Annotated in this window: 17 protein-coding genes and 1 tRNA gene; 10 read left to right on the top strand and 8 right to left on the bottom strand. The window is 65.7% G+C overall.

The window, feature by feature from the left end:
* Positions 1 to 71: 71 nt before the first annotated feature.
* Complete coding sequence (locus LGN19_RS27140; RefSeq protein ID WP_226218108.1) at positions 72 to 962, bottom strand: c-type cytochrome; 891 nt, start codon at positions 960 to 962, stop codon at positions 72 to 74.
* 251 nt (positions 963 to 1213) lie between these two features.
* On the opposite strand from LGN19_RS27140, the gene LGN19_RS27135 reads away from it, so the two are divergent.
* Positions 1214 to 1289, top strand: a tRNA-Arg gene (locus tag LGN19_RS27135).
* Positions 1290 to 1301: 12 nt separating this feature from the next.
* On the opposite strand, the gene LGN19_RS27130 is transcribed toward LGN19_RS27135, so the two are convergent.
* On the bottom strand, positions 1302 to 1520 hold the full coding sequence (locus LGN19_RS27130) for a hypothetical protein (RefSeq protein WP_175222279.1): 219 nt from the start codon (positions 1518 to 1520) through the stop codon (positions 1302 to 1304).
* On the opposite strand from LGN19_RS27130, the gene LGN19_RS27125 reads away from it, so the two are divergent.
* Both LGN19_RS27125 and LGN19_RS27120 read left to right on the top strand, forming a co-directional pair.
* A complete protein-coding gene (locus tag LGN19_RS27125; protein ID WP_043185016.1) occupies positions 1512 to 1841 on the top strand; it encodes a helix-turn-helix domain-containing protein in 330 nt (109 codons plus the stop codon). The genes LGN19_RS27130 and LGN19_RS27125 overlap by 9 nt on opposite strands.
* Positions 1842 to 1985: 144 nt before the next feature.
* A complete protein-coding gene (locus LGN19_RS27120; protein WP_226218106.1) occupies positions 1986 to 3629 on the top strand; it encodes a TIGR04222 domain-containing membrane protein in 1644 nt (547 codons plus the stop codon).
* Positions 3630 to 3834: 205 nt separating this feature from the next.
* On the opposite strand, the gene LGN19_RS27115 is transcribed toward LGN19_RS27120, so the two are convergent.
* The 3 genes from LGN19_RS27115 to LGN19_RS27105 all read right to left on the bottom strand — a co-directional run bounded on the left by LGN19_RS27115 (position 3835) and on the right by LGN19_RS27105 (position 7340).
* Complete coding sequence (locus tag LGN19_RS27115) at positions 3835 to 4134, bottom strand: flagellar protein FliT (protein ID WP_122944117.1); 300 nt, start codon at positions 4132 to 4134, stop codon at positions 3835 to 3837.
* A 21-nt stretch (positions 4135 to 4155) separates the two neighbouring features.
* Positions 4156 to 5658 (bottom strand): flagellar filament capping protein FliD, encoded by a 1503-nt coding sequence (gene fliD / locus LGN19_RS27110; protein WP_226218104.1) that lies wholly within the window; start codon positions 5656 to 5658, stop codon positions 4156 to 4158.
* A gap of 167 nt (positions 5659 to 5825) precedes the next feature.
* A complete protein-coding gene (locus tag LGN19_RS27105) occupies positions 5826 to 7340 on the bottom strand; it encodes a flagellin (RefSeq protein WP_226218102.1) in 1515 nt (504 codons plus the stop codon).
* A gap of 531 nt (positions 7341 to 7871) precedes the next feature.
* On the opposite strand from LGN19_RS27105, the gene rpsU reads away from it, so the two are divergent.
* Positions 7872 to 8084, top strand: coding sequence for a 30S ribosomal protein S21 (gene rpsU / locus LGN19_RS27100; protein ID WP_006401410.1), 213 nt, complete (start codon positions 7872 to 7874; stop codon positions 8082 to 8084).
* Between the two features lie 131 nt (positions 8085 to 8215).
* Here rpsU and LGN19_RS27095 read toward each other — a convergent pair whose 3' ends face one another.
* Positions 8216 to 8818 carry a DNA-3-methyladenine glycosylase I gene (locus LGN19_RS27095; protein WP_174960247.1) on the bottom strand — a complete coding sequence of 201 codons (603 nt, stop codon included), beginning with the start codon at positions 8816 to 8818 and terminating at the stop codon, positions 8216 to 8218.
* Between the two features lie 142 nt (positions 8819 to 8960).
* Between LGN19_RS27095 and LGN19_RS27090 the strand changes: the two genes are divergently transcribed.
* Both LGN19_RS27090 and LGN19_RS27085 read left to right on the top strand, forming a co-directional pair.
* Positions 8961 to 9842, top strand: a complete 882-nt coding sequence (locus tag LGN19_RS27090) for a BadF/BadG/BcrA/BcrD ATPase family protein (RefSeq protein WP_226218099.1) — start codon at positions 8961 to 8963, stop codon at positions 9840 to 9842.
* A gap of 145 nt (positions 9843 to 9987) precedes the next feature.
* Complete coding sequence (locus LGN19_RS27085; protein WP_226218096.1) at positions 9988 to 10812, top strand: Cof-type HAD-IIB family hydrolase; 825 nt, start codon at positions 9988 to 9990, stop codon at positions 10810 to 10812.
* Between the two features lie 118 nt (positions 10813 to 10930).
* Here the strand turns inward: LGN19_RS27085 and aqpZ are convergent, their stop codons facing one another.
* Entirely contained in the window at positions 10931 to 11671 is a 741-nt protein-coding gene (gene aqpZ, locus LGN19_RS27080; RefSeq protein WP_226218092.1) for an aquaporin Z, read from the bottom strand.
* A gap of 298 nt (positions 11672 to 11969) precedes the next feature.
* On the opposite strand from aqpZ, the gene LGN19_RS27075 reads away from it, so the two are divergent.
* Positions 11970 to 12266 (top strand): H-NS histone family protein, encoded by a 297-nt coding sequence (locus LGN19_RS27075; RefSeq protein ID WP_021162849.1) that lies wholly within the window; start codon positions 11970 to 11972, stop codon positions 12264 to 12266.
* A gap of 105 nt (positions 12267 to 12371) precedes the next feature.
* Here the strand turns inward: LGN19_RS27075 and LGN19_RS27070 are convergent, their stop codons facing one another.
* Positions 12372 to 13436, bottom strand: coding sequence for a glycosyltransferase family 4 protein (locus LGN19_RS27070; RefSeq protein ID WP_226218088.1), 1065 nt, complete (start codon positions 13434 to 13436; stop codon positions 12372 to 12374).
* 663 nt (positions 13437 to 14099) lie between these two features.
* Between LGN19_RS27070 and flhD the strand changes: the two genes are divergently transcribed.
* The 3 genes from flhD to motA all read left to right on the top strand — a co-directional run bounded on the left by flhD (position 14100) and on the right by motA (position 16108).
* Positions 14100 to 14420, top strand: a complete 321-nt coding sequence (flhD, locus tag LGN19_RS27065) for a flagellar transcriptional regulator FlhD (protein WP_027788649.1) — start codon at positions 14100 to 14102, stop codon at positions 14418 to 14420.
* A 92-nt stretch (positions 14421 to 14512) separates the two neighbouring features.
* Positions 14513 to 15067: a flagellar transcriptional regulator FlhC gene (gene flhC / locus LGN19_RS27060; RefSeq protein ID WP_034209584.1), complete on the top strand. Its 555-nt coding sequence runs from the start codon at positions 14513 to 14515 to the stop codon at positions 15065 to 15067.
* A gap of 180 nt (positions 15068 to 15247) precedes the next feature.
* The gene (motA, locus tag LGN19_RS27055) at positions 15248 to 16108 is read left to right on the top strand and encodes a flagellar motor stator protein MotA (RefSeq protein WP_011350592.1); all 861 of its coding nucleotides are present in this window, start codon (positions 15248 to 15250) and stop codon (positions 16106 to 16108) included.
* Positions 16109 to 16120: the final 12 nt, after the last annotated feature.

Below are 16120 nucleotides of genomic sequence, written 5' to 3'. Positions count from 1 at the left end.
GAACAAAACGAAACCCCCGCGATGCTTGCGCAGCGCGGGGGTTTTTTACGGGCCGGCTGGTGGCGGCGTGCTTACTTCGCCGAGTTGACCATGTAGTCGACGGCGGCCTTCACATCGGCGTCCGACGCGCTCGACCCGCCCTTCGGCGGCATCGCGCCCTTGCCGTGCAGCGCGTAGTTGTAGACCGTATCCATCGAGTCCTTCAGGCGCGGCGCCCAGTCTTCCTTGCTGCCGAACTTCGGCGCGCCGAGCACGCCTGCCGCGTGGCAGGCCTGGCAGGTCGACGTGTACAGCGCCTTGCCGGCGTCGGCGCCGGCCGGGGCGGCCGCGGCTGCGGGCGCTTCACCGGCCTTCGGGATCGCGGCGATCGCCGCCTGTGCCGCGGCGACCTGCACGCTGGCGGCGTCGGCTGCGCCCGATGCGGCTGCGGCGCCGTTGGCGGCCGGTGCCGCGTTGGCGGCCGGCGCGGCCGGTTCGGGGAAGTTCGCGCCGTCGTTGTTCGCCATGTAGACGATCGCACGGGCGATTTCATAGTCGCTGACGTCGTCGGGGTTCGTGCCGCCGCGTGGCGGCATCGCCCCCTTGCCGGCCAGGGCCGTCTTCAGCAGCGTGTCGAAGCCTTGCGAGATGCGCGGCGCCCAGTCGTCCTTGTTGCCGAACTTCGGTGCACCGGCGGCACCCGTGCCGTGGCAGGTCACGCAGACGGCCTTGTAGACTTCCTCGCCGGTCTTGTACGTGCGGGGCGCGTTGGCGTCCTTCACGTCGACCTTCGCGAGCGGGGCGATACGCGCGGCGACCTGTTCGTCGGATAGCGCGTCCGTGCCGGCGCCGTAACGGAACGCATGGTTCGCATAGTTGGCGAACAGGACGATCAGGACGATCGGAATCGCGAACGACGCGATGATGACGGCAATCAGCTGCCCGGGAGTTTTGACGGGAGATTCGTGGGGTGCTTCGCTCATGCTTGCCTCGTCTCCGTGATTAGGAATTGTGAGCGCGGTGCAACGGCAAATGGCAGTCCAATGAAGCCCGGTCGATTATAGACGGAACGTTTACATCACGGCGAGCGGTGCGATGGCGCGTGTTTACCCGCACGCAGCGCGGCCCGGCGGGGATTCGTCGGGCAAGGTGGACGCGCCATGGGAAACCGGGTATCCTTGCCGTCTTGCCAATCGTGGGCGGCCTGTATATTGGGGTCGCTTCATTGTCACAGGCGCCCGTAGCTCAATGGATAGAGTACTGCCCTCCGAAGGCAGGGGTTGCTGGTTCGATCCCAGCCGGGCGCGCCAAAACATGCCTGTTCAGGCACTCGGCGGTTTCGCCGTCTCGTCATTTTCCCGTTTGCAGTAATATCCCGGCCAGTCGGCAGTTGTCGATCGCATGCGCGCCTGATTCGGCGCAACCATTCGCTGATCCGGTTCGACGTGCTCGAAGCTCATCTGAAAGGGCTGGTTGAAAATGTCGACCGAAACGAGAAATAGCCGCGTCGCCTCGCGCGCGGCGATCACCGCATGAGCCAATCACTCCCCGTTCAATTCATCAACGGCCCGGACGGTACACCGGCCTTCGTCGTGATTCCGTACGCCGACTATGTCGCGCAGCAGCGGGTCACGCGCGACCCGGTTCCGCACGAAGTCGTGACGCGTGCCGTGTTCGACGGCAGTTCGCCCGCGCGCGCGTGGCGCGAGTATCTCGGGCTGACGCGGGCCGAGGTCGCGCAGCGGATCGGCATCAGTCGTTCCGACTACGCGAAACGCGAGAAGCGCGAAAAGCTGCGCAAGTCGGTGCGCAGGAAGATCGCGGCCGCGCTCGGCATCACGCTCGCGCAGCTCGATTTCTGACGCGCGGCGCGGCATACGCGCCTGACGCCCCGGACGCGGCTGGCGTGCCGGTGTCGTGTTGCCTCGTCGTTGTGCGAGAATCGCCGGCAACGACAACTCCAAGCGTCGATCGCGGCGGCCGTCCGCGCATCGCGCCGACTCCCGATGGCAGCCATCCCGTCTACCTCGACCGCAGTCGATGTCCGTGCGCTGACCGATGCGCAGCAGGCGCTGCTCGCGCGTCTCGACGCCTATTCCCCTGACGACCCGAACGCGCCGCTGCCGTACAGCCGGCGCCTGGCCGAAGCCGAAGGCTGGTCGCATGCGCACGCGCTGGCCGTGATCGTCGAATACAAGCGCTTCGCGTTTCTCGCGCAGGCGGCCGGACATCCGGTCACGCCGTCGGTCGCGGTCGACGCCGCGTGGCATTTCCACCTGCAATACACGCTCGAATACTGGGACGTGTTCTGCGCCGGCGTGCTGCGCACGCGGTTGCATCACATGCCCGGCACGGGCGCGCCGGACGAGGCCGTCGTGTACGCGCAGCGTTACCGCGACACGCTGGACAGCTATCGCCGGCTGTTCGGCTGCGCGCCGCCCGAGTCGATCTGGCCGCCGCCGCCCGGCCTGCGCGGCACATCCGGATCGTCGCAGCCGGAACCGTTGGCAGTGAGCGGGGCGGGGCGCGCGGATTCGCCGGCCACGGCGCCGGCCGGCAGGACCTGGCGCGACCGGCTGCCGAAATTCGCATGGCCGGCTGCCGCCGCGAGCGTCGCCGCGACCTGCGCATCGGCGCAGGATTTCAACGTGCTGAACTACGCGGGCCCGCAGTTTCTCGCGTTCTACGTGCCGGCGTGCGTCGTCGCGTTGTTGTTGATCATGGTGCTGCAGGCGATCGAGTTCCGGCGCCGCCGGTGGGGCGGGCGCACGCGCAAGGCGTCGGCCGACCTGAGCACCGACGAAGTCGCCTATCTCACCGGCGGCGAAGCACGGGTCGCCCAAGTCGTGACGATGTCGCTCGCGCATGCGGGCGCGGTCGACCTGTGGACGGTCCCCGGACAGGGCGGCTACGTGCAGATCGCCGACCTGAACCGCGCGGGCCGGCATGACGACCACTGCGCGTGGCTCAAGGAGCGGCCGTCCGGCACCGTGCGCTACAACCTGTTTCGCGAGCGCCTCGCCGGGTACGCGCAGGAGGTCGTCGACGGGATGCGCGCGCAGGGCTGGCTCTGGGCGCCCGGCGAGATGCGCGCGTCGCGCATGGCCGCGCGTGCGATCGTGCTGATCGTGCTGGGCATCGGTGCCGCGAAACTCGCGATCGGCCTGAGCCGCGGGCGGCCCGTGCTGCTGCTTGCGGTCTGCATGGTGGTGTTCGCGGTCGCATACCGGCTCGTCGCGCGGCGGCTGACCGGCTTCGGGCGCGGCGGGGCGACGGCTGCGGGGCGAGCCGCGCTGCTCGCGCGCCGGATCGCGCACGATCCACGGGCTGCACGCAACCCGCGACCCACGCCCGAGACGCAGGCCGCGCAACAGACGCAGGATCGCGAACGCGGCGATCCGGACCCGCTGCTGTGGACTGCTGCGCTGTTCGGCACGGCCGCATTGGCCGGCACCGCATGGTCGGTGTATTCGCAAACCGTGCAGACCGCGTCGCGGATGTCGTCGCTGGTTGCCGCGAAAGCAGGCAGCGGCAGTTCGTTCGATGCGTCGGACAGCAGTTGCTCGTCGTCGAGCTGCAGTTCGTCGAGTTCGTGCAGTTCCAGCTCGTGCAGTTCGAGCAGCTGCGGCGGGTGTTCGTCGAGTAACTAGGCGCGGGTGGTGCGGCGGCGCGCATCGTATTCGGCAAGGCGTACGTCGGCTGGCTGCGAGTACGGTTGTCGGCGCACGCCCGATCGACCGGACAAAAAAATGCCCGCACAAGGCGGGCATGAGTCGAACGAGCACGCCCTCACTTCGGCGTGTAGTGCTTGTTGTCGGTGGGCGCGTATCGCCGCAGGCGATACGCTGCGTGTTCTTACAGGCGTGCCATGTCGTGATACTCGCCGACGGCCTGCACGCGGCCCATCGCGACGTGATACTCGTCGGTGAGCTCGCGCTGGGCGTGATGCGCGTTGGCGACCACGCGTTCGTTGCTGGCCTGAATGCGGCGAATGGCGGCGATGCCTTCCGGCGGCTGGTTGGCGGTCAACGCCATGACGAGCGGCGAGCGGACTTCCGCAAGGCGTGCGACTTCCGTCCAGTCGGCCATTGCGGTCGCGTGTTCGATCTCGTCGGTCAGCGCATTCAAGCGCTCGATCAGTGCGTGCTGTTCCATGCTTGGCCTCGTCTGCGTCGGTTACTTGTTGTTCGACATCGCGCCGGCACTGTTCTGGCCGCCGAACAGCTGCGTCAGGTACTGCGAATTGTTGTTCATCGTCGCCATCAGCGTGTTGAGCGCGGTGAATTGTGCCTGATACTGGTTCGTCAGCTGCGTCGCGTAGTTCGACAGCGTCGTCTGCTGTTGCGCGATGCTCTTCAGGTCGGCATTGAGCGCGGACGTCCGCAGGTCGATCAGGCCGCCCGTCTTCGTAAAGTTGTTGATTGCCGTCGACATCTGCGCGCCGACGCCGTTCGTCGAATTGAAGAGCGCGGCGACGCTTGCCGGGTTGCTCTGCAGCGCGGTATTGAGCTTGGTGCTGTCGGTCTGCAACGTGCCGTCGGCTTGTAGCGTGATGCCGATCGACGACAGCGTGATCGTCGAGCTGCCGCTCTTCACACCTTGCGTCACGAGCGCCGCGAGCGTGTTCTTGACCGTGCTCAGCGTCGAGTCGCCGAGCAGCGGGCCTTGCGTCGTTGCCCCCGCCGTGAACTGGGTGAGCGTGCCCATCGTCGTGACGAGCGTGTTGTAGAGGTTCACGAAGTTGTTGATCGCCGTTGCCTGCGTCTTCGTGTCGGATGCGATCGTCAGCGTCTGGGCCTGCGCGGCGCCGACCGCGGCCGACGTCAGGTTCAGCGTGACACCGGCGATCGCGGTGGTGACCGTGTTGGTCGAGCTCGTTGCGCTGATCCCGTTGATCGAGAAGGTGGCATTCTGGGCCGCGGTGCTCTGCGTCCACGCGGCGCTGCTGTTGGCCGACGTGAAGGTCGACGGGCCGCCGTTCTGTCCGGGAACCGACTTGACGCCGAGATTCGACAACCCGGCGTCGCCGCTCAGGTTGCTGACCGCGACGCTGATCGTGTTGGATGCGCCGGTTGCCGCCGAGCTCAACACGAGGTGGGCGCCGTCGGTACCGGTGACGACCGTCGCCGTGATGCCCGGGTTGCCGGATGCGCCGTTGATCGCGGCCGCGATGCCCGCCACCGTGTTGTTCGAGCTGTCGATGTTGACGGAGAACGACTGATTGCCGAGCGACAGGGCCAGCGTGCCGTTGCCGAGGCCCTTGGTCGGATCGGCGAAGCCGGTGGACGACAACGCCTGCGCCGCCGCGATCTGGGTGACGTTCACGTTGTAGGTGCCGGCAACGGCGCCCTGGCCGGCCGTCGCGGTGAGGCCGTTGCCGCTGGGCGTCGCGGTGAAGGTGCTCTGCAGCGAGCCGTTGGAGAGCGTCGTCAGGCTCGCCTGCAGCGCGCTCAGCGCGGAAGACAGCGTGCCGAACGCGGAAATCTGGGTGTTGTCGGTGGTTTGCTGGGCGGTCAGCGCGGAGGTCTGGCCGGCCGTTTTCGCATTCACGAGCGCCGTTACGAGCGAGTTGACGTCCATCGTCGAGTTGCCGGTCGAGCCGCTGATGATCGACTGCGCAGCTTGCTGAAGCGCGCTGTTCGCATTGGCGGTGGACGTATTGGTGTTGACGGTGGACATGTGACGGCTCCGTGCCTGGGATGAGCGATGCGTATCTGGTGATTGAATGCGTATTGCGCGAAGGCTTTGGGTTGTCGCGATTCAGGCAACCGATTCGCGCAAGCCAAAGCGCCCGGGGCGCCGCGCGATGCATTGCGCGGGGCCCCGGGCGAGACGCCGTGAAGCGATTACTGCAGGAGCTTCAGGACCTGCTGCGGCAGCGAGTTCGCTTGTGCGAGCACCGAGATGCCCGCTTGTTGCAGCACCTGTGCCTTGCTCAGGTTCGCGGTTTCCTGCGCGAAGTTCGCGTCCTGGATTTGCGATTGAGCTTGCGACAGGTTGGTCGCTTGCGCTTGCTGCGTCGTGCTGATCGCGGTGAAGCGGTTTTGTGCAGCACCCAGCGTTGCCTGGATGTTGTTCACCGTGGCCAGCGCGTTGTCGATCGATTCCATTGCCTGGTTGGCGCCGGCCGTCGTGCTGATGTTGATGTCGGCGACGCGCGGCGGCACGTTGGCGAGGTTGGTCGAGTTGATTGCGCTTTGCGAAGCCAGGCCTTGGGTCGTCGCGTTGGTCGTCGCGCTGCCGATGGTGGCATTCAGCGTAAGCGAAGCGCCGGCCGCCCCCGTCGCAGCGGTGACGGAGAACACCTTGTTGGTGACGGCGGCCGCCAGTGCGTTGCCGTTCTGATCCTGGAACGTGAAGCCGCCGGCGCCGTCCGACAGCACGGAGATCGACGTGATGGTTGCACCCGACTCGTTCGGGGCGATAAAGCCGCCGTTCGAATCCAGGCTGAGGCCGGTGATCGTGCCAAGCGCGGTGCCAGCGGTCGCGCGACCCGCTACGCCGGAGCCGTTCCCCGCGTTGGTGGCGTTGATCGCGGTCACCGAGCTGGTCGTCGCGGCGGATGCTGCTGCCGGAACGCTGGTGATCGAACCCAGTGCGCCGCCTGCCACCGGGGTCAGCGAAAGTGCCGTACCCGCGCCGGCCGTATTGGCGCCGAACAGGCTCGTGACCGTGGCGCTAGCCAGTGCCTGGTTGTTCTGGTCGGTAAACTTGAAGCCGCCCTGGCCGTCGGACAGGATGTTGATCGTCGTGATCGACGGCGTTTGCGTGCCGGTCGTCGCTGCGCCGGCGCTCGTCAGGCTCAGGCCCGTGAGCTGGCCGAGCGTCGCGCCGTTCGTCGGCAGGCCCGTGCCCATGCTTGCTGCCGAGACGCTTTGCGTCAGGTTCAGCGTGATGGTTTGACCGACGTTCGCGCCGACCTGGAAGCTGACGTTACCGGCCGACCCGTCGAGCAGGTTCTTGCCGTTGTAGTTCGTCTGCGAAGCGATACGGTTCACTTCGGAGATCTGCTGCGAAACTTCCTGTTGCAGCGCTTGCTGGTCGCTGGTCGACAGCGAGCCGCTCGATGCCTGAACGGCCAGCTGGCGGATACGCTGCAGGCTCGACGTGATCTGCGACAGGCCGCTCGATGCGGTCTGGATCATCGACACGCCGTCGTTCGAGTTCGACACGCCCTGGTTCAGGCCGTTGATCTGCGTCTGCATCCGGGTTGCGATCGCGAGACCGGCTGCGTCGTCTGCTGCGCTGTTGATGCGCTTGCCCGACGACAGGCGGGTGATTGCCTGCGACAGGGCGTTTTGCGAGCCGTTGAGGTTCTGCTGTGCAACCAGCGAGTTGATGTTGCTGTTAATTCCGAGCATGGAAATTCTCCTGTTTAAGCCGAAAGCCCTGGAAAGCCGTTTTGGCGTCGGCGGAAGCACTCGTTCATTGCTGGCCGCCTCAGAGCAGGATTTCGGCGCACCAAAACAAAACTTGAGGGGCACGTTGAGATTCGGCCCGATTTTTTATCCTTCTTTGTCATTTCGGACGGGCCCGGCGCGATGCCGAATGAAACGGGGGCAGAAACAGGATGGCGGCCGGCTCCGGCACGCAGTCGTAACGCTGTGCACACGCGCCCGACAAAAGGGTGGTTTTGTCTGTGATTCCCTGCTATGATGGCGGGCTGAATTGAGATTTCTGTCAAGCCTCTGCCGTTTTCGGCATGTCTGCTGGCAGTCAAACGCGGCGCTGCACGCGGCTTGTGAAGCGTACTCGCGGTGCTTTCCGCCTCTCTTTTCCGGCCTCCGAGGCCGTATTTCCGCTCGTTTCGCCTGTTTGTGGGGACGCTCGGATGGCCGGTGCGTGGCGCTTGGCCGCTACGTTTTTGACCGTTTAAGCAATTTAGGAACGACATGACGACGATTCTTCTGAAAGAAAACGAGCCGTTCGAAGTGGCGATTCGCCGCTTTCGCCGTGCTATCGAAAAAAATGGCCTGATCGCTGAACTGCGCGAACGCCAGTCCTACGAAAAGCCGACCGCAGTCCGCAAGCGCAAGAAGGCAGCAGCCGTCAAGCGCCTGCACAAGCGCCTGCGCAGCCAGATGCTGCCGAAGAAGCTCCACTAAGAGCGTCTTCCGGTTCGCCGCGAAACGGCGGAGCGTGCTTCGAAAGAAGCCGCTCCGCCGTTTTGCTTTTGGGGGCCGGAAAAATCCCGGGGGCGCGGCGGTTCCGGCGCGCCCCGCCCCGCGCCGTGCTGTCAGCCCGCCTTGCGCCGGCGTGCCGGCTGCTTGCCGCCGAGCGCCGCGCATTGCGCGTGGCACGGGCAGCCGACCTCGTGATCGTTGACCATGCCGGTGGCCTGCATCAGCGCATAGCAGATCGTCGAACCGACGAACTTGCAGCCGTATGCCTTCAGCGCCTTGCTGAGCGCGTCGGACTGTTCGGTCGACGCGGGGGCGTCGCGGTACGACTGCCACGCGTTCTGGATCGGCGTATCGCCGACGAACGACCACAGGAACGCGGCGAGCGACCCGTGCTCTTCGCGAATGCGCTGCACCGCGCGCGCATTGGTGACCGCCGATTCGACCTTCGCGCGGTTGCGCACGATAGCGGGATTCTCCAGCAGCTTCTCGATGCGCTTCGGCGTGAAGCGCGCGACGGCATCGACGTCGAAATCCGCAAAGGCCTCGCGATAGCCCGCGCGCTTGTTCAGGATCGTCGACCAAGACAGCCCGGCCTGCGCCCCTTCCAGGATCAGCATTTCGAACAGGTGGCGATCGTCGTGCGACGGCACGCCCCACTCGGTATCGTGATAGTGAGCGTCCGCTTCCGTCTTCACCCAGTTGCACCGCTGCGACATCGTCTGCCTCGTTTTCAGTATCGACTCGAACGCGTCAGCATAGCGTAAGCCCTTTTCACGGGACAGCCGGCCGAACGGCAGATGGGCGCGCGGCGCCGATCCGGTTAAGCTTGGCGCCTGTTCGAATCAGCGGGATGAAGGCATGGCGGCATTACTTTTTGCGATCGGCATCGACGGCGGCGGCACGGGCACGCGCGCGGTGCTGGCCGACCGGCACGGGCGCGAACTCGCGCAGGGGCGCGGCGGCCCGTCGGGGCTCGGGCTCGGCATCGAGCGCGCGTGGGCATCGATCGGTGCGGCCTGCGCCGACGCGTTCACCCAGGCCGGTCTCGCATTCAACTGGTCGCAGTGCGCGCTCGGTTGCGGGCTCGCAGGCGTCAACAACGCGGCATGGCTGGCCGCGTTCCGCGCGCAGGCGCCGCTCGGCGCGCTTGCGGTCGAGAGCGACGCATATACCACCGTCGTCGGCGCGCACGGCGGCGCGCCGGGGCTGATCGTCGCGCTTGGCACCGGCAGCATCGCGGCGGCGCTCGATGCTGCCGGCGCGTGCCGGATCGCGGGCGGCTTCGGCTTTCCGTCCGGCGACGAGGCGAGCGGCGCATGGCTCGGCGTGCGTGCGCTCGCGTATGCGCAGCAGGCGCTCGACGGCCGCGTGCCGCGCGATGCGTTCGCCAGCGCGCTGCTCGCGGAAACGGGCGCGCAGGATCGCGACGCACTCGTCCAGTGGTCGTGCGATGCGAACCAGACGATCTACGCGCGGCTTGCGCCGATCGTGTTCGCGCACCGTTCGCATCCGGTCGCGGGTGCACTGATCGCGCAGGCGGGCGACGAGATCGGCAAGATGATCGACGCGCTCGATCCGCAGCAGGCGCTGCCGGTCGCGCTGTGCGGCGGATTGGCGGACGCACTTGCACCGGCCGTGCCGGCGCGCCATGCCGCCCGGTTGCGCGTGCCGCTCGACGATTCGGCGCACGGCGCGCTACAGCTCGCGCTGCAAGCGCTGCGGGCGGCGGAAGGCGGTTGAAGTCGCTTGAAGTCGCTTGCGGGTGGCTGAAGGCGCCCCGAAGCGGGGCCGTTGGCGGCGATCGACCGGGAACCGTCCGGCGGGCAACCGGGCACGACGTTAGAATGGCCGTTCCGCTGAGCCCTGAGCGCCATTCTTCCGTCCCATGTACAAAGTCATCGCCACCGATCTCGACGGTACCCTGCTGAACAGCGACCACCAGCTCGATCCGTACACGATCGACACCGTCCGCCGGCTCGACCGCGACGGCCTGCAGTTCGTGATCGCCACCGGGCGCCACTACGCGGACGTCGCCGGCATTCGCGACGTGCTCGGCATCCGGCCGTACCTGATCACGTCGAACGGCGCGCGCGTGCACGCGCCGGACGACACGACGATCCACGCGCAGGACATCGATCCGGCGATCGTTCGCGGTCTCGTGCAGCCCGATATCGTCGGCGCGCATGGCCGGGTGATCGTCAACCTGTTCACCGACCAGGGCTGGCTGATCGACCGCGATGCGCCGCACCTGCTCGAATTCCACCAGGATTCGGGCTTCCGCTACGACGTGATCGACATGGCCGCGCACGACGGCACGGATATCGCGAAGGTGCTGTACATCGGCGATCCGGCCGATCTGGCGGTCGTCGCCGAGCAGATGCGCGTGCGCTTCGGCGATGCGCTGTACGTCACGTACTCGCTGCCCGACTGCCTCGAAGTGATGACCGCGAACGTGTCGAAGGGCCGCGCGCTGCGCTCGGTGCTCGCGCGGCTCGGCGTCGATACCGGCCACTGCATCGCGTTCGGCGACAACATGAACGATATCGACCTGCTCGAAACCGCCGGCCACGCGTTCATGATGAACAACGCGAACCCCGACCTGATCGCACGGCTGCCGCACATCCCGCGGATCGGCAACAACTTCGACGCGGGCGTTGCCCGCCATCTGCGCACGCTGTTCTCGCTCGAAGGCAGCGCCGCCGCATCCTGAGCGTCCCGCCCGGACGGAAATGAAAAACGGGCGCCAGTGGCGCCCGTCGAAATTACCTGCCTCGATCTTCTTGGACAGCGTGAGGCTCGCTGCTCTGCTCGCTTGACCCCGTAGTGTTTTATTCGCTTGTGCGAGCCGATGCCGGCAGCTGGTCGACGGCGTTGTCACGCCCTGCGACCAGCGGGTAGATGATCCCGGCGAGTACCGCGCCAATGATCGGCGCCACCCAGAACAGCCAGAGCTGGCCGATCGCTTCGCCGCCCACGAACAGTGCCGGGCCGGTCGAGCGGGCCGGGTTCACCGACGTGTTGGTGACCGGGATCGAGATCAGGTGAATCAGCGTCAGGCAGAGGCCGATCGCGATCGGCGCAAAGCCGGCCGGTGCGCGCTTGTCGGTGGCACCCAGGATCACGAACAGGAAGAAGGCCGTCATCACGACTTCGCAAATGAACGCCGCGCCGAGTGCGTAGTGGCCGGGCGAGCGCTCGCCGAAGCCGTTCGTCGCAAAGCCGCTGCCGACGACGTCGAAGCCCGGCTTGCCGGTCGCGATCAGGTACAGCACGAATGCGCCGATCGTCGCGCCGACTACCTGCGCGACGATGTACGGCACGAGATCGCGTGCGGGGAAGCGGCCGGCGACCGTCAGGCCGACGCTCACCGCCGGATTCAGGTGGCAACCCGAGATGTGGCCAATTGCGAATGCCATCGTCAGCACAGTCAGGCCGAAGGCAAGTGCGACGCCGGCAAAGCCGATGCCGAGGCCCGGAAAGGCGGCGGCCAGCACGGCGCTTCCGCACCCGCCGAGCACCAGCCAGAACGTGCCGAATACCTCTGCAGCGAGACGCTGAGAAAGATTCATGTAAGGACCTCGTTCAAGTGGATTGAAGACAGCCGGATGACACGACGGATTTAAACCGTCACCCGGAATTGGTCTGGATTATAGGAAATGAATCGGGTCGGGGAGGGTCAACGATTGTTAAATTTGAATGGCTGACGAATGCCTTTTATTAGAATAAGTCCGCATTCTCGATATAGTCGAATCGGTTAAAGATGACAGTATTAATTTCGAAGGGCAGGGCGGCAGTGCGGATGGCGTAACGGATGTGGGTATCCCGGCCGGATTCGCCGGGGCCGCATCATCAAAGGGGAGTCGAAAAATGTCTCAATACGCGAAACTCAAGGCGCAGATCGCCGATCTGCAGGCCCAGGCGGACGACGTGCGCCGCCAGGAAGTGGCGGCGGTGATTGCCGAAGTCCAGCAAAAGATTGCCGAATACGGGCTGACGGCCCAGGATCTGGGTTTCGCGGAGCGAGCGAAGCGCGGGCGCCCGCCGAAGAAGGCGCCGCTGCCGCCGAAATACCGCGATCCGAAGTCGGGCGCGACGTGGAGCGGGCGCGGCAAGCCGCCGAATTGGATCGTCGGTAAAAACCGCGATCGTTTCCTGATCGAATGACCGAAAGCCCAAACAAAAGAGCCGCATCGAGATGCGGCTCTTTTGTTTTGCGCGCCGATTTCGGCGCGGATTTGATTACGGAATATTTCCTCGCGGATTTCCGTGTCAGGCGCCGGCGACCCGGCGCAATGCCGGTTGCCGGGTTTGCGTGCAAAGCGATTCGTAAGTGTCGACATAACGCTGCGCCATTGCCTTTGAGCTGAAACGCGTGTCGAAACGTTCGCGGATGGCGGTGCGCGACAGGCTGTCGAGCCGGTGCAGCGCGCCGACCGCGCCCTGCACGTCCTCGACGATGAAGCCCGTGACGCCGTCCTCGATCACTTCCGGCACCGAGCCGCGGTTGAACGCGACGACGGGCGTGCCGCAGGCCATCGCCTCGATCATCACGAGGCCGAACGGCTCCGGCCAGTCGATCGGGAACAGCAGCGCCTTCGCACCGGACAGGAACGCGGGCTTCTGCGCCTCGTTGATCTCGCCGATGAACTCGACGTGCGCCTGGCCGAGCAGCGGCTCGATCACTTCCTTGAAATAGTCGGCGTCGGCCTTGTCGACCTTCGCGGCGATCTTCAGCGGCAGCCCGCTTTGCGCGGCGATCCGGATCGCGGTGTCGACGCGCTTTTCCGGGCAGATCCGGCCGAGGAACGCGAGGTATTCGGGCTTCACGCCCGGCTGCGGCGTGAGCAGCGTGTCGGGCAGCCCGTGATACACGGTGCCGGCCCACGCGGCCTGCGGCAGCGGCTTGCGCTGGTTGTTCGAGATCGACACGACCGGCGCGTCCGGGAACGCGTCGAACACCGGCTGCAGCTCCGGCAGGTCGAGGCGGCCGTGCAGCGTCGTCACGTACGGCGTGTCGAGGCGCGACATCAGCGGGAACGGCAGGTAGTCGAGGTGGAAGTGCAGCACGTCGAATTCGTGCGCGACCCGGGCCACCTGCTCGAGAAGCCGCATATGGGGCGCCATCGAATCGCGGATCGACGGGTCGAGCCGCAGGGCGCGCGGCCAGGCCGCCTCGAGACGGGCCGACGTGACGGAGTCGCCGCTGGCGAACAGCGTCACGTCGTGGCCGAGTTCGACGAGCGCCTCGGTGAGGTAGGACACGACACGCTCGGTGCCGCCGTAGAGTTTCGGCGGAACGGCTTCGTAAAGCGGCGCGATCTGGGCAATTCGCATGGGGTTCTCCTGTTTCGATCCGAGGGCGCGGTGGCGCCGATGTGGATCCCGTGCAAGGTTGCGGAACTCGCCGACGCACGCGGTTGGCGGTACGTGGCCGTGCCCTGGGCGGGGTGCGCGGGGCGCCGGACGGCAAGCTGCGGGGCGGGCCGGCACGGCTCGCGCCGCCGCCCATTGGAGTCCATTATCGATATCGCCTTGAGGGGTTCGAGTGTTTTTTCAAACACTTAAGGCTTGTTACACGATGAAATACGCGAAAACCCCGAAAAAAAGGGCGCGGGAACAGGAATGGAGATAGACGCAACTATTGTTGCGTCATCGTGAAAAACCACTATAATTTTTACCGATCCGATTGTTGGCAGCCCTGCCGGCAAGCCTTCCACGACCGAGTGGGGGCCATTGGACACATCGCAGCCGAATCCGCGCTGCCACTCGCTTCCCCGCTTGAGCCTTTCAATTCGCTTTGTCGGAAAAATTCCTACACGGTTTACAGACAAATCCTGCATGGCATACGCCACTTCGCTGATACCGGCGTAAATGCCGTTTAGCCAAAATTCGCCCTGTAAGACTATAAACGAGCCGACTGCCCGCCAAGAGCGTGCCGATCGAGCAAACGTTTTCATAACACGAATGGCCAAAGCAAAGCTCTTTAACGGGGGAATCATGAGCGCTACCAGCGAAATGCTCAGTGAGATCAAAGAGGTCAACCTGTCGTACCTCCTCCTCGCGCAACGCCTGCTGCGGGAAGACAAGGCGATGGGCATGTTCCGCATGGGAATTTCCCAGGAACTGGCCGACGTGCTCGGGAACCTCACGCTCGCACAGACCGTGAAGCTCGCCGCGTCGAACCAGATGCTGTGCCGCTTCCGCTTCGACGATCACGCGCTGCTGTCGTCGCTCGCCGACAAGGGCCGCAGCGATGTCGTCGCGCACGCCCACTCGGCCATCCTGATGGCCGGGCAGCAGGTCGAAGGCGTCCGCTGATCCATCCCGCCTTGCGACTGTCCCGGCGTGCCGCGCCGGTGGGCAGCGTATTGGCCATCCATCCGAATAACGTCAAGCGGACGGTTTTCACCATGGCAAGCAAAAGCGTCGTGATCGAGGTGAAGGAAATCACCCTCGCCATCGAACTGATCGAACTGGGCGCCCGGCTGCAGTTGCTGGAAGCGGAGACGAGCCTGTCGCGGGACCGTCTGATCAAGCTGTACAAGGAACTGAAGGGCGTGTCGCCGCCGAAGGGGATGCTGCCGTTCTCGACCGACTGGTTCATGACGTGGCAGCCGAACATCCACTCGTCGCTGTTCTACAACATCTACCGGTTCATGCAGGACCACGGCCGTTGCGAGCCGATCCAGTCGATCGTGAAGGCGTACCGGCTCTATCTGGAGCACGTGAACCTGTCCGGCGACGAGGCCGCGCTGAGCCTCACGCGCGCGTGGACGCTCGTGCGCTTCTTCGATTCGGGGATGCTGCAGATGACCCCGTGCACGCGCTGCGGCGGCCACTTCGTCGCGCATGCGCATGATCCGCATCAAGGTTTCGTCTGCGGCCTCTGCCAGCCGCCGTCGCGCGCGGGCAAGACCCGCAAGGCCGCCGCCGCGCGCGCCGAACTGGCCGCCGCCGCGGCCTGAGCGCCGGGCCGGGCAGGGCCGGGCGGGGCGCGAGCGGCCGCGCCGGGTGGCGCGAATCGTCTGCGAATTGCTGGTAAACACCTCCGCGCCGCCGCCGGGCGGCCGCGAAAGTTTTCCTGCCGACTGCCGTAAACCTGTTTAACGGCGGTCTCCCCGCCGGTCATTCGTGAGGGACAGGCAGTGCTGATTATCGTGGGAACACTCGTGACGCTGTTGTCCGTCTTCGGCGGTTATGCGCTGGCAGGCGGGCATCTGGGCGCCTTGATCCAGCCCGTCGAGATCCTGATGATCGTGGGCGCGGGCGTCGGCGCGTTCATCCTCGGCAACGGCGGCAAGACCATCAAGGCCACGCTGCGGGTGCTGCCGACGCTGTTCAAGGGCTCGAAATACACGAAGGACGTCTACATGGAGCTGATGGCGCTGCTTTACGTGCTGCTCGCGAAGGCACGCAAGGAAGGCACGCTCACGCTCGAGGCCGACATCGACGATCCGGAAAAGAGCCCGATCTTCACGCAATACCCGAAGATCCTCGCCGATCACCACATCGTCGAATTCCTGACCGACTACCTGCGCCTGATGGTGGGCGGCAACATGAATGCGTTCGAGATCGAGAGCCTGATGGACGAGGAGATCGAGACGCACCACGCGGAAGGCGAAGGCCCCGCGCATGCACTGATGCGCGTCGGCGACGCGATGCCGGCGTTCGGGATCGTCGCGGCCGTGATGGGCGTCGTGCACACGATGGCGTCCGCCGACAAGCCGCCCGCGGTGCTCGGCGCGATGATCGCGCAGGCGCTGGTCGGCACGTTCCTCGGGATTTTGCTGTCGTACGGGCTGATCGGACCGCTCGCGAGCCTCGCGGAGCAGCGCGTCGCCGAGTCGACCAAGATGTTCCAGTGCATCAAGGTGACGATCCTCGCGACGCTGAACGGCTATGCGCCGGCGATTGCGGTCGAGTTCGGCCGCAAGGTGCTGTTCTCGACCGAGCGGCCGTCGTTTTCCGAGCTCGAAGAGCACGTGCGCCGCGTGAAGGCGAAGTGACGCGGAGCGCAC

Source organism: Burkholderia sp. AU30198 (assembly GCF_020419825.1).
Classification (GTDB): Bacteria; Pseudomonadota; Gammaproteobacteria; order Burkholderiales; family Burkholderiaceae; genus Burkholderia.
Note: the sequence above shows the minus strand (reverse complement) of the source record. Positions and strands in the feature narration are given on the sequence as shown.

What these genes read in the sequence shown, in the direction of transcription:
- LGN19_RS27140 (WP_226218108.1), bottom strand. Translation starts at nt 962, where the DNA reads ATGAGCGAAGCACCCCACGAATCTCCCGTCAAAACTCCCGGGCAGCTG.
- LGN19_RS27125 (WP_043185016.1), top strand. Translation starts at nt 1,512, where the DNA reads ATGAGCCAATCACTCCCCGTTCAATTCATCAACGGCCCGGACGGTACA.
- LGN19_RS27120 (WP_226218106.1), top strand. Translation starts at nt 1,986, where the DNA reads ATGGCAGCCATCCCGTCTACCTCGACCGCAGTCGATGTCCGTGCGCTG.
- LGN19_RS27115 (WP_122944117.1), bottom strand. Translation starts at nt 4,134, where the DNA reads ATGGAACAGCACGCACTGATCGAGCGCTTGAATGCGCTGACCGACGAG.
- fliD (WP_226218104.1), bottom strand. Translation starts at nt 5,658, where the DNA reads ATGTCCACCGTCAACACCAATACGTCCACCGCCAATGCGAACAGCGCG.
- LGN19_RS27105 (WP_226218102.1), bottom strand. Translation starts at nt 7,340, where the DNA reads ATGCTCGGAATTAACAGCAACATCAACTCGCTGGTTGCACAGCAGAAC.
- rpsU (WP_006401410.1), top strand. Translation starts at nt 7,872, where the DNA reads ATGACGACGATTCTTCTGAAAGAAAACGAGCCGTTCGAAGTGGCGATT.
- LGN19_RS27095 (WP_174960247.1), bottom strand. Translation starts at nt 8,818, where the DNA reads ATGTCGCAGCGGTGCAACTGGGTGAAGACGGAAGCGGACGCTCACTAT.
- LGN19_RS27090 (WP_226218099.1), top strand. Translation starts at nt 8,961, where the DNA reads ATGGCGGCATTACTTTTTGCGATCGGCATCGACGGCGGCGGCACGGGC.
- LGN19_RS27085 (WP_226218096.1), top strand. Translation starts at nt 9,988, where the DNA reads ATGTACAAAGTCATCGCCACCGATCTCGACGGTACCCTGCTGAACAGC.
- aqpZ (WP_226218092.1), bottom strand. Translation starts at nt 11,671, where the DNA reads ATGAATCTTTCTCAGCGTCTCGCTGCAGAGGTATTCGGCACGTTCTGG.
- LGN19_RS27075 (WP_021162849.1), top strand. Translation starts at nt 11,970, where the DNA reads ATGTCTCAATACGCGAAACTCAAGGCGCAGATCGCCGATCTGCAGGCC.
- LGN19_RS27070 (WP_226218088.1), bottom strand. Translation starts at nt 13,436, where the DNA reads ATGCGAATTGCCCAGATCGCGCCGCTTTACGAAGCCGTTCCGCCGAAA.
- flhD (WP_027788649.1), top strand. Translation starts at nt 14,100, where the DNA reads ATGAGCGCTACCAGCGAAATGCTCAGTGAGATCAAAGAGGTCAACCTG.
- flhC (WP_034209584.1), top strand. Translation starts at nt 14,513, where the DNA reads ATGGCAAGCAAAAGCGTCGTGATCGAGGTGAAGGAAATCACCCTCGCC.